This is a genomic window from Enterobacter sp. ECC_219_Taxon_10 (genome assembly GCF_058354905.1).
Window position 1 is genome coordinate 3,349,724 of the sequence record NZ_CM178005.1, and the last position, 12,723, is coordinate 3,362,446.

The following is a 12,723-nucleotide window of genomic DNA, read 5'->3' on the forward strand; positions in this document are numbered from 1 at the left end:
ATTTATGGCTACTATGCTGCACTTTGTGATCGCGCGCACGGAAGCCTGCCCTAACCAGCGAACTGTTATGTCCTTACCCCATTCTGCTGTATCCCCCGAAGACCGCGTAGCCAACGTACTGCGTTCCCCTAAGCAGCTGACGCGTGAAACGCTGGCGGGCGTTATTACCGCCCTGGCCCTGATCCCGGAAGTGATCTCTTTTTCCGTAGTCGCAGGCGTTGACCCAAAAGTCAGCCTGATCGCCTCCGTAGTGCTGTGCCTTGTTCTCTCCGTGTTGGGAGGTCGTCCGGCGATGGTCACGGCAGCCGCCGGTTCCGTAGCGCTGGTCATTGGCCCAATGGTGCATCAGCACGGCGTACAGTACATTCTTCCCGCCGTGCTGATGGCTGGTGTGATACAAATTCTGTTCGGCGTGCTGGGCATGGCAAGACTCATGCGCTTTATTCCCCAGTCGGTCATGACGGGGTTTGTTAACGCCCTGGGGATTCTGATCTTCTTCGCTCAGGTGCCGCATTTCTGGAGCCGAAGCCCGCTGATTGTGGGCCTTTTCGTGCTGACGCTGCTGATCGTGCTGTGGGTGCCGCGCTATATCAAAAGCATCCCTTCCCCGCTGATTGCGATCGTGCTGTTAACCTTGTTCACCGTTTCAACCGGCCAGGTCCTGCCGACCGTGGGCGATGAAGGCTCCATGAGCGGTGGTTTGCCGGGGTTTACCGAGCTGCTGGTACCGCTTAACGTACAGACGCTGAGCATCATCTGGCCGTGCGCCTTGAGTATTGCCTTCGTCGGTCTGCTGGAATCCCTGCTGACGGCAAAGCTGGTGGATGAACTGACCGTAACGCCATCGAGCAAACGCCGTGAGAGCATCGGGCTGGGCGTCGGCAATATTCTGGCCGGTTTTTACGGCGGCATTGCGGGCTGCGCGATGATCGGACAAACCATCGTTAACGTGGAGATGGGGAAAGGGCGAAGCCGTATTTCAACCCTTGCGGCGGGCATCGTGCTGCTGATCCTGGTGACGGCACTCAGTGAAGTCATGGCGAAAATCCCGATGGCGGTGCTGGCGGGGATTATGGCGATCGTCGCCGTCAAAACCTTCAGCTGGCACAGCCTTCAGCCCGCCACGATAAAAAATGCCCCGATTGCCGAAACGGTGGTGATGCTGGTGACCGTTGCCGCAACGGTTTTAACTGGCAACCTGGCGATTGGCGTACTGGGCGGGATTATCGTCATGGCACTGATCCCCGCCCGGATTAAGCGTCGGGTTAAAGCAGAAAAACCGTTGCCAGCCCAAGAAAAATAAAGAAACCGCCGGTATCGGTGATGGCGGTGATCATCACGCTCGACCCCACCGCGGGGTCGCGCCCCAGTTTGGTCATCGTCAGCGGGATAATAACGCCCATCATCGATGCCACCAGTAAATTCAGCACCATCGCCAGCATCATCACCCCGCCTAAGGCCATATCGTCATACAGCCACCAGGTGATGCCGCCCATAATGCCGCCCCACACCAGGCCGTTGATCAGCGCCACGCCCATCTCCCTGAAGATCAGAAAGGCAAAATTACCGGGCTGAATATTTTCCAGCGCCAGCGCGCGGACGATCATGGTGATGGTCTGGTTTCCGGTGTTGCCGCCAATCCCGGCCACAATCGGCATCAGCGAGGCCAGCGCCACCAGCTGCGAAATGGTGTGTTCAAAGCCGTCAATCACGCGGGAGGCGATAAAGGCGGTACACAGGTTAATAGCCAGCCACGCCCAGCGGGTTTTTACCGCCTTGCCGACGGAGGCATGGACGTCATCTTCGGCGCTGATCCCCCCGAGCGCGCGCAGGTCGTTGTCGGTTTCTTCGTAGACCACATCAACGATCTCATCAATGGTCAGACGCCCCATCAGCTTGCCGACGGAGTCTACGACCGCCGCACTCACAAGGTCATCACGTTCAAAGGTACGCGCCGCTTTTTCCGCGTCGTCTTCCGGGGAGAAGACCATCGGCTCGTTTTCCATCACCTCGCTCACCTTCCGCTGGGTGCTGTTGAGCAGGATGGTTTTCAGCTCCAGCTCGCCGAGCAGGGTTTTGTCCCGCGAGGTAACAAACAGTTTATCGGTGTTATCCGGCATCCTGCCCAGGCGGCGCAGGTAGCGCTGCACGGTACCCAGCGTGACGTCCGGACGTACCGTGATAACGCCAAACTCCATAATCGCGCCAACGCTGTTTTTCTCGTAGTGCATCACCTGGCGCACGCGCGCGCGTTCATCGGCGGGCAGAGACGCCAGCAGGCGACCGGTCAGGTTACGCGGCAGGTGCTGTACAAGGTAAATCTGCTCGTCGATATCCAGGGTTTGCAGGGCGTCGAGGATGTCCCGGTCGCTCATCTCGTCGATCAGGTCGTCCCAGACGTTTTCCGAGGCTTCAAGCAGGACCTGGCCGCGCTCGTGATCCTGCACCAGGCGCCAGAGGGCGTGACGCTCTTCCGAAGGAAGCGCTTCCAGGGTATCCGCCAGATCCGGCGGCGGTAAATGAGCAACCAGCGCACCTACCTCAGCAATATCGTCGGCCAGTGTGCCGACATCATATTGCTCAGCCAGGGTCAGTTTGCCTAATAGCGTAGAAGTGACCGCTTTATCGGTCGTGAGAAGCCAGATGAGTCGCGCACGCTCCTGGTCACGCTGCCTGGCGCTGTTTTTCTTTAATACCGACATCAATCATAAATCCATTAAATGAGTTGGGGTTAAGCATAGCGCGGGGATATGTAAATAAGAATAAACAACGGGGCGAGGTGGAGAAAAAAGCTTCATTAGAGCCACGATCTATCCCCTCTCCCTGTGGGAGAGGGTTAGGGTGAGGGCATCAGGCCGTACGCGCCACCGCGTCACGCGAGGCCGCATCGCGCTCTTCACCAGTCAGCTCGCTCAGCTTGCCGTCACGCATCTCCAGAAGACGGTCGGCATGAATGAAGTAGTGATCGTCGTGGCTGATGGCGAAAATGGTCTTGCCCATCTCCTGCATCAGCGGCAGCAGCACCTGATAAAACTCGCGGCGGAAGTGCGGATCCTGATCCGCCGCCCACTCATCCAGCAGGATGATGTCACGCTCTTCCGCCAGCGCCAGCAGCAGCGCCACGCGCTTCTTCTGCCCCTTGGAGAGCTTGAGGTTGAGGATTTTTCCGTCCTGAAGCTCCAGCTTGTGCGCCATCTGCAGCTGCGTCAGCCATTTTTCAACCAGCGCCGGATTGGCCTGCTGTCCTTCCGGCCCCAGCAACTGGTCAAACAGCCAGACATCGGTGAACACCGCCGAGAAAAGCTTGCGGTAATCCTCGGGCTTCTCTGCACTCAGCGCCTTACCGTCCAGCAGGATTTCGCCCGACTGCGGCTGGTAAAGTCCGGTGAGCAACATCGCCAGCGTGGATTTTCCGCTGCCGTTGCCGCCGATGAGGAACAGCAGTTCACCGCGGTGAATCGTCAGGTTGACTGGCCCCACGGAGAAGGCGTTGTCCTGATAGCGGAACATCACGTCGCGCAGCTCCAGGGTCTGCCAGTTCGGGAATGCCTGCGGGCGCGGGAATTCAGCTTTGAACGGCGCGAGATCGAATTTTTTGAGCTTATTAAACGCCACCTGCGCGCTGAGTAACGTAGGCAGTGCGCCAACGGCCGAGAGCAGCGGCGTACGTAAAAACAGCAGCGTCAGCGAGTAGGTCGCCGCCACGTTGGTATCCGCCCAGCCCAGGCTGTTCGCCATCCAGAACACCAGGCCAATGGCGCCCAGCATCATAATGTTGGACCAGTTCACGGCGCTCAGGTGGAAGGTATCGGCGCGAATGATGTGGTGCCGGTATTCGCGCGCGTCCGGAATATAAAGATGATTGAAAATATGCTCGGCGCGCTCGCGGTTGAGAGTCAGCTCTTTGCGCCCTTCCAGCACCGTCTGATAATCGTTATAGAGCTTATCTTCCGTTTCGCGCAGAACCGCCATGTGCTTATAGACGCGCGACACCAGCATAAAGCCGCCCCAGATGGTGATGGCAATCCACAGGGCGGTCACCGCCAGCATTTTAGTGGAGAGCCAGGCGAGATAGGCGGCAGAGCCAAAGGTCAGGATGATCCCCTGCACCAGCTCCGGCAGGCGGACAAACGCGATGGTAATGGCGCGCACGTCGCTGGTCAGCCCTGCCAGCAGGGAGGCGCTACCGAGCTGCTCCACGCGCTCAACCTGCGTGTCGAGGATCCGCTTGATGAACTCGCTGCGCAGGCGGAAAACGAAATGGTGCCCAAGCGCGGTCAGCGCCAGCTGAGAACCAAGCGTAACCGCCATCAACAGCAGCAGCAGGCCGAGAAACTCTGGCAGTACCGAGAGTGAGGTATCAACCATTTCGATCAGCCGCACGTTTATAAACGCGATCAGGCCAATACCCAGCGCGGCGCTGGCAAGGCTTAACGCCATTACGGCAATGAAGGGCCAGCGGTACTGACGCCAGACAAGAAGAAGTAGTTGCATGCAGGCAATCCGGACAATAAAAATCAGCCAGCAGTGTAAACTGCCCTGCGCGGACATCAAGAATAATTCTTATTTTTGTTTGCTAAAGCCCGCCTGACGGAAAGTCAGATTATAGCGGTACTCGCCAGTAAGGGGATGAACCCCGGGCTTCAGGGGCTGAATGCCGTGATAGTACAGCCTCGACTCCCTGCCCCATACCACCACGTCACCATGTTCCAGCATGATGCGCTTGAGCGGATCGTTGCGGCGTAGACCGCCAAACTGGAAGACGGCGGGCAGCCCCAGCGATACCGAGACGATAGGCGCACGCAGATCGGGTTCATCTTTGTCCTGATGCAGGGAGAGCTTCGCGCCGATGGCGTAGCGGTTAATCAGGCAAGCATCCGGCCGAAAGTCAGGATAATCCGCTGCAACGGCAGCTTCGTGGCAGAGAGTCTGAAAAACTGCAGGCATCGGCGGCCACGGCTGGCCGGTGGCGGGATCGTTGGGGGCATAGAGATAGCCCCGCGCGTTCGTCGCCCACCCCAGTTCCCCGCAGTTGGCCATGGCCACCGACATGGTGTAGCCGCCCGGCGTTACCATATGGCGAAACGGTGAAACGGCCGTCACCTCTTCTATGCCGGCAAGCAATGCCTGTGCGCGGGAGAGTGCGAAGCGGCGCAGGATCGTCGCTCCCGGCGCAAGCGGCTCCTGCCAGGGTTCAGCATCCGTAAAAAGATCGAGCATTATCCCTCCCGGCGTTTTGCCTCACGTTTCAGTAATAGCGCTTTTCGCGCCGCACCCCAGCGATAGCCCGACAGCGCGCCGTCGTTACGAACCACGCGATGACAGGGGATCACAATCGCCAGCCTGTTTGCCGCGCAGGCACCGGCGACGGCACGCACCGCATTGGGCTGGCCAATCGCCTGCGCCACCTGCTGATAGCTGGCCATTTCCCCGCTGGGGATGTCCCGCAGAGCCTGCCATACCCGCTGCTGGAACGCGGTTCCGCGTATATCCAGCGGCAGGGTCAGCGGCACCGCGCGGTTATCAATACTGGCAATGACCTGACGGAGACGCTGAGCGAAGGCATCTTCACGTGGAGCAGGCTCAGCGTTTGGAAACAGCGTCGCCAGCTCTTGGGCTAATTCGGTATCGCTGTCGCCCAGCAGTATCGCGCAAATCCCCCGCTCGCTTTCAGCGACCAGACAGCGTCCTAATGAACAGTCGTCGATGGCGTACTGCACCGGTACCTCACCTTTGCGGTACTGTTTCGCCGTCATTCCCAGCGCGTCGTTGGCTTTGCGGTAATAGCTGCTGCTGTCGGGAAAACCTGCCGCCAGCACGGCATCGGTAATTTTGTTTCCCTGCGCAAGCGCCGTGCGCAGACGCTGCCCCCGCGCCGCCTGCTGCCAGGCTTTTGGCGTCATCCCGGTAATGGACTTAAACAGCCGGTGGAAATGGAAAGGACTCATGGCGACCTGCTGCGCCAGACCTTCAAGCGTCAGCGCGGGATCCTGCTCCAGAAGGCGACAGGCATGCTCCACTTTCGCCAGCTTCTGCTGCTGCGGATCGCGTTTGTCCGGCATACAGCGCTTGCACGGACGAAACCCTGCCTGAATGGCATGCTGGACATCAGGATAAAAGCAGACATTTTTACGCAACGCGTGACGGGCACGGCAGGACGGGCGGCAGAAAATCCCCGTCGTCTGCACGGCAAAAACAAACCGATCGTCAGCGCGCGGATCGCGAGCCAGAACGGCCTGCCAGCGATCCTCATCGTTCATGTAGGTTGGATTTTTCATCATCAGCTCCTCTTACAAGCATACCTTTAGCGTGCCCGAGTGCCAGTGATAAAAAACCCGCAACCTTGCTTTTTAATTTTTGTCGCTCACCAGGAAGCTGTTGAACTGCGGCGAGCTCCAGGTTTTGAATCCGTCGCCTTCTTTAGTGATCATGTAAACTGCAAGCCCTTCCTGACGAACCACCTCTTTAGCTTTTTCCGGGCCGAGAACCATCAGGCCGGTATCCCAGGCATCGGCTTCCAGCGCAGTCGGTGCAATCACGGTCACCGAGACCAGGTTATGCGTGATGGGACGTCCGGTCTGAGGGTCAATCACGTGCGAAATACGCTTCCCGTCGAGTTCGTAATAGTTACGGTAGCTCCCGGAAGTGCTGATGCCGTGTCCGTTGATATCCACAATGGCCTGTACGGCGTTTTGCCGATCGGTCGGTTTTTGAATCGCCACGCGCCACGGTTTACCGCTGGCGTTCATGCCCCGGCTAACTAACGCGCCGCCCACGGAGACCAGGTAGCGCGAAATCCCTTCCTGCATCATCAGCGCGGCAAGGTGATCCGCCGCGTAGCCTTCCCCTACCGTCGACAGATCGACAAACAGATCGGGAATATCCTTTTGCAGATACTGCTGACCGTACTGGTTGATGACCGTCAGATGCTGTAGCCCTGTCCGGGCGCGGGCATCATCAATAGCCGCACTGTCCGGCGTGGTCACCGGCTGTTTGTTGGGACCAAACCCCCAGAGATTCACCAGGGGACCGACGGTGACGTCCATCGCGCCGTTGGTTTTGTATCCTACGCGCATCGATTCAGTGACGATATCGGCCATCGCTTCGCTCACCGGCCACAGGGAGGTACTGGTGGAGAGATTGAAGCGCATCAGCGCCGAGTCATTTTTATAGGTTGAGAGCAGCTGATCGTCGGCATCCAGCTGAGACTGGATTTTGCCGCGAAGTTCATCAGCGCGCGTTTTGTCCAGGCCCATCACGCTGACGCGCCAGAAGGTGCCCATCGTTTTGCCTTCAAGCACCGTCGCGGCGGGTGCATCGGTTTTCGCCACGGGCGCGGGTTCATCACACGCAGTCAGGAAAAAAAGCATAGCCAGAAAGCTGGCGCGTAAAAAAGTCATGTCCATTCATTATTATCCTCATGCCAGGGCGGCAAGAGTACACCAAAACGGTTGCATTGTGAGGCCCAAAAAAAGCACAAAAAAGGGGCCATCAGGCCCCTTAAGTTACACGATGACGCGATTAGAACTGGTAAACCAGACCCAGCGCGACGATATCATCAGTACCGATGCCGGCCTGACGGGTGAACTCATTTTCATCAACAAGGTTGATTTTGTAATCCACGTAGGTGGACATGTTTTTGTTGAAGTAGTAAGTCGCACCTACATCAACATATTTCAGCAGATCCTGATCGCCGTAACCTTCGATGTCTTTACCTTTGGACTGCAGGTAAGCCACGGATGGACGCAGACCAAAGTCGAACTGGTACTGAGCAACCACTTCGAAGTTCTGCGCTTTGTTAGCAAAGCCGTAAGCGGTAGTCGGGCTGTCGCCGTTAGAGGTACCGAAGCGGGTTGCATTGTAGGTCTGTGAGTACTGCGCTGCCAGGTAGATGTTGTTGGCATCGTATTTCAGGCCGCCAGAATAGACTTCTGCGTGATCGCCGTTACCGTAAACGCCCGGTGCGTTCTGGTCAGCGGTACGTTTGGAGGAGGACATCGCACCACCCACGCTGAAGCCTTCGCCCAGGTTATAGGTTACGGAAGCACCGTAGCCGTCGCCGTTCTGTTTCAGCAGGCTGCGTCCACCGACGTTTTCACCGCTTACGCTGCCGTTTTTACCCTGGTACTGCAGCGCAAAGTTCAGGCCGTCAACCAGACCGAAGAAGTCCTGGTTACGATAGGTCGCCACGCCGTTTGCACGAGACTGCAGGAAGTTGTCTGAGCCGTAGGTATCGCCGCCAAATTCTGGCAGAACGTCAGTCCAGGAAGTTACGTCGTAGATCACGCCGTAGTTACGACCGTAATCGAAAGAACCCGCTTCAGCGAATTTCAGACCGGCAAACGCCACACGCGTCCAGGACTGGTTGTCACTTTCCGTCGTGTTACCCTGGATCTGGTATTCCCACTGGCCGTAACCGGTCAGCTGATCGTTAACCTGAGTTTCGCCTTTGAAGCCAAGACGCATGTAGGTCTGGTCGCCGTCAGCACTCTTGTCGTCAGAGAAATAGTGCAGACCATCAACTTTGCCGTACAGATCTAATTTGTTGCCATCTTTGTTATAAATTTCGGCCGCATTTGCTGCGCCTGCTACCAGCAGTGCTGGTACCAGGAGGGACAGTACTTTAACTTTCATTTTATTAACCCTCTGTTATATGCCTTATAATTGCCACTGCTTACTGGTTAACCCTCATTAACCAGTCGGCAATTTCATTCTCCGCAAAATTACAGAATAATCCAATGCGAATATGATACGAAAACTTTGAAGATGTTTCATTCATCTATCAACATGTTTCAAGATGTAAATGAAAAGGAACTTTTACAAAGCACAAAAAGCTTAGAAATTTAGCACTTATAATCAAAAAGAAAAATCAACCTAACTAAATCAATAAGTTAAAATAAAAAACGTTACCGCACTGAATGACAAAACAAGATCGACTCCAATCTCTAAAATAACTCTCGCTATCATCATTAACTTTATTTATTACCGTCATTCAGCTTTGAATGTCTGTTTATCCCTAATTCAACCGGATGCTTCGCATTCGGTTTTTTTTTACCCTTCTTTACGTAACTTTTCTTTTTTTTGTGCTACCGCAGCGAAATTGTAACGACTATTAACTAAATTCTCGCCCACCTCCGCGCAGAATGCGAAAATTTGAACAAAACTTAATTTCTTGTTAATTCGTGCTATTTAATGCGCGAAAGCATTTTGTATTTGTACACGCATCATCGGCTTGTACACATTTAACACACACTTCATCTCCTGTACGGGCCATCGAAAAAGTCGCCTGTTCCAGGACAGTGGCGCTGGAAATTCAGTTATTACCCTTTATACTGCCCTATCGCCACAGAGCACGACCATCACGGGTTAAAGATATCAATGAGTCAGACTGAAACTACCGCCCCGAGCAAATTCTCCCTCCTTCCCGGGAGCATCACCCGTTTCTTTCTTCTTTTGATCGTTGTGCTGTTAGTCACAATGGGCGTGATGGTGCAGAGCGCGGTTAACGCCTGGCTGAAGGATAAGAGCTATCAGGTGGTTGATATTACTCATGCCGTTCACAAGCGCATTGATACCTGGCGCTACGCCACCTGGCAGATTTACGATAACATTGCCGCGGCGCCTGCCAGTTCGTCCGGGGATGGACTTCAGGAAACGCGGCTGAAGCAGGACGTCTACTACCTCGAAAAACCGCAGCGTAAGACTGAAGCGCTTATCTTTGGCTCTCACGACAGCGCGACCCTTGAGATGACGCAGCGTATTTCGACCTACCTGGATACCCTCTGGGGCGCAGAAACGGTACCGTGGTCGATGTACTATCTGAACGGTCAGGATAACAGCATGATCCTGATCTCGACGCTGCCGTTGAAAGATCTCTCTTCCGGATTTAAAGAGACGACGGTCGGCAGCATTGTCGACTCCCGCCGGGCAGAAATGCTGCAGCAGGCCAACGCCCTTGATGAACGTGAGAGCTTCTCATCGCTGCGCCGGCTGGCATGGCAGAATGGTCACTATTTTACCCTGCGTACCACCTTTAACCAGCCGGGACATCTGGCGACAGTCGTGGCCTTTGATTTACCCATTAATGATTTGATCCCGCCGGATATGCCGCTCGACAGCTTCCGTCTGGAGCCCGACAGCAGCACCCAGAACATGCGTGCGGCGTCTGACAAAGAGGCCGCAGAGAGCGTCACAATCTCCTTTAACGGCTCGAAAATTGAAATTGGCTCGTCGCTGAACTCAACAGGCATGCGTCTGGTGTGGCAGGTACCGTTTGGCACGCTGCTGCTCGACACCCTGCAAAATATTCTGCTACCTCTGCTGCTGAATATCGGCCTGCTGGCGCTGGCGCTGTTCGGCTACAGTACCTTCCGCTTCCAGCCTGGGCGCCAGAGCGACGCGTCTGCGGTCTCGGCGGGCAATACCAATGAGCTACGCGTGTTGCGCGCGCTCAATGAAGAGATTATTTCCGTGCTGCCGCTTGGGGTGTTAGTTCACGATCAGGAAGCGAATCGCACGGTAATGAGCAATAAAATTGCCGACCATCTGCTGCCGCACCTTAACCTGCAGAACATCACCACCATGGCGGATCAGCACCAGGGAGTCATTCAGGCCACCATAAACAATGAACTGTACGAGATCCGTCAGTTCCGCAGCCAGGTAGCCCCGCGCACGCAAATCTTCATCATCCGCGATCAGGATCGCGAAGTGCTGGTGAATAAAAAGCTCAAGCAGGCGCAAAGGCTGTATGAGAAGAACCAGCAGGGGCGCGCAGCATTTATGCAGAACATTGGCGATGCCTTCAAGCAGCCGTTAAAAACGCTGGCGACCCAGGCGGCGGCGTTAAACACGTCTGAAAGCCACCAGCTCGCCTGCCAGGCCGACTCGCTGGTCCGCATGGTGGATGAGATCCAGCTGGCGAACATGCTGGAGAATGATTTCTGGAAAGGCACTCCTTCTCTCTTCTCCATTCAGGATTTGATCGATGAAGTGGTTCCGGAAGTCCTGCCCGTCATTAAGCGCAAAGGGCTGCAGCTACTGATCAACAACCATTTACCCGCCAATGACGAACGTCACGGCGACCGCGAGGCGCTGCGTCGTATTCTGCTGATGATTATTCAGTACGCCGTGACCACCACGCAGATTGGCAAGATAACCCTTGAAGTGAGCACCGACGAGTCGGCGGAAGATCGCCTGACGTTCCGTATCCTGGACACCGGGGAAGGCGTCACGGCGAGTGAAATTGATAATCTGCACTTCCCGTTCCTGAATGACACGCAAAGCGATCATTACGGCAAGGCGAACGCCCTGACCTTCTGGCTGTGCGATCAACTGGCGCGTAAGCTCGGCGGCCATCTGAATATCAAAGCCCGTGAATCACTGGGTACGCGTTACTCTCTGCACGTGAAAATGGCCGCCAATCCGCAGGAAGAAGATGAAGAACGCCTACTGGATGATGTCGTGGTGATGGTGGATGTGACCTCAAACGAGATCCGCAATATTGTGGTTCGTCAGCTCGAAAACTGGGGCGCGGCCTGCATCACGCCGGATGAAAGGCTGGCAAGTCAAGAATTTGATCTGTTTTTAACTGATAATCCGTCTAATCTTACTGCCTCGGGCTTGCTTTTAAGCGATGATGAGTCAGGCGTGCGGAAAATCGGCCCTGGCCAGCTGCGCGTCAACTTTAATATAAGCAATGCGATGCAGGAAGCTGTACTACAACTAATAGAAGAGCAGCTGGCGCAGGAAGAGATAACGGAATCTCCGTTAGGCGGCAATGAAAATGCCGAGCTTCACGCCAGCGGATACTATTCCCTCTTTGTTGATACAGTACCAGATGATGTGAAGCGGTTGTATACTGAGTCCGCTGCGAATGATTTTGCAGCGCTGGCACAGACAGCACACCGGCTTAAAGGGGTGTTTGCCATGCTTAATCTGGTTCCCGGCAAGCAGTTATGTGAAACGCTGGAACATCTAATTCGTGAGAAAGATGCCTCTGGCATTGAAAAATACATCAGCGACATTGACGCCTACGTCAAAAGCTTGCTGTAGCAAGGTAGCCTTATACATGAACAATATGAACGTAATTATTGCCGATGACCATCCGATTGTACTGTTCGGTATTCGCAAATCACTTGAACAGATCGAGTGGGTGAATGTAGTCGGTGAATTTGAAGACTCTACAGCACTGATCAATAACCTCCCAAAGCTTGATGCACACGTGCTCATTACCGATCTCTCCATGCCTGGGGACAAATACGGAGATGGGATCACGCTCATCAAATATATTAAACGTCACTTCCCGGACATCTCGATCATTGTTCTGACCATGAACAACAACCCGGCGATCCTGAGCGCCGTGCTGGATCTGGACATCGAAGGGATTGTGCTGAAACAAGGCGCCCCGACCGATCTGCCAAAAGCGCTCGCTGCGCTGCAGAAAGGCAAGAAGTTCACGCCTGAGAGCGTTTCTCGTCTGCTGGAAAAAATCAGCGCGGGTGGCTACGGTGACAAACGTCTGTCGCCGAAAGAGAGTGAGGTTCTGCGCCTGTTCGCTGAAGGTTTCCTGGTGACCGAGATTGCCAAGAAGCTGAACCGCAGCATTAAAACCATCAGTAGCCAGAAGAAATCCGCAATGATGAAGCTGGGCGTGGACAACGATATTGCCCTGCTGAACTATCTCTCCTCCGTTACGCTGAGCGCATCGGATAAGGATTGATCCCT

Annotated in this window: 9 protein-coding genes; 3 read left to right on the forward strand and 6 right to left on the reverse strand. The window is 55.2% G+C overall.

The annotated features are described in order from the left end of the window. The first annotated feature begins 13 nt into the window (after positions 1-13). Positions 14-1,303, forward strand: coding sequence for a SulP family inorganic anion transporter (locus AC4ICF_RS15935; protein ID WP_316379664.1), 1,290 nt, complete (start codon positions 14-16; stop codon positions 1,301-1,303). Here the strand turns inward: AC4ICF_RS15935 and mgtE are convergent. From mgtE to AC4ICF_RS15965, 6 genes are all read right to left on the reverse strand, one after another. Then, complete coding sequence (gene mgtE / locus AC4ICF_RS15940; protein WP_116338632.1) at positions 1,266-2,702, reverse strand: magnesium transporter; 1,437 nt, start codon at positions 2,700-2,702, stop codon at positions 1,266-1,268. The genes AC4ICF_RS15935 and mgtE overlap by 38 nt on opposite strands. 148 nt (positions 2,703-2,850) lie before the next feature. Continuing rightward, on the reverse strand, positions 2,851-4,494 hold the full coding sequence (locus tag AC4ICF_RS15945; RefSeq protein ID WP_316379357.1) for a multidrug ABC transporter permease/ATP-binding protein: 1,644 nt from the start codon (positions 4,492-4,494) through the stop codon (positions 2,851-2,853). Between the two features lie 69 nt (positions 4,495-4,563). Then, positions 4,564-5,220 (reverse strand): DNA oxidative demethylase AlkB, encoded by a 657-nt coding sequence (alkB, locus tag AC4ICF_RS15950; protein ID WP_316379356.1) that lies wholly within the window; start codon positions 5,218-5,220, stop codon positions 4,564-4,566. Beyond that, positions 5,220-6,278: a bifunctional DNA-binding transcriptional regulator/O6-methylguanine-DNA methyltransferase Ada gene (ada, locus tag AC4ICF_RS15955; RefSeq protein ID WP_316379662.1), complete on the reverse strand. Its 1,059-nt coding sequence runs from the start codon at positions 6,276-6,278 to the stop codon at positions 5,220-5,222. Before ada ends, alkB begins: the two co-directional genes overlap by 1 nt. 72 nt (positions 6,279-6,350) lie before the next feature. Continuing rightward, complete coding sequence (apbE, locus tag AC4ICF_RS15960) at positions 6,351-7,406, reverse strand: FAD:protein FMN transferase ApbE (RefSeq protein ID WP_316379355.1); 1,056 nt, start codon at positions 7,404-7,406, stop codon at positions 6,351-6,353. A gap of 115 nt (positions 7,407-7,521) precedes the next feature. Continuing rightward, a complete protein-coding gene (locus AC4ICF_RS15965; protein WP_080328581.1) occupies positions 7,522-8,634 on the reverse strand; it encodes a porin OmpC in 1,113 nt (370 codons plus the stop codon). Between the two features lie 744 nt (positions 8,635-9,378). Here AC4ICF_RS15965 and rcsD point away from each other — a divergent pair. Then, positions 9,379-12,051, forward strand: a complete 2,673-nt coding sequence (gene rcsD / locus AC4ICF_RS15970) for a phosphotransferase RcsD (RefSeq protein WP_491466106.1) — start codon at positions 9,379-9,381, stop codon at positions 12,049-12,051. Positions 12,052-12,067: 16 nt separating this feature from the next. After that, complete coding sequence (gene rcsB / locus AC4ICF_RS15975; protein WP_006176468.1) at positions 12,068-12,718, forward strand: response regulator transcription factor RcsB; 651 nt, start codon at positions 12,068-12,070, stop codon at positions 12,716-12,718. The last annotated feature ends 5 nt before the right edge of the window (positions 12,719-12,723 follow it).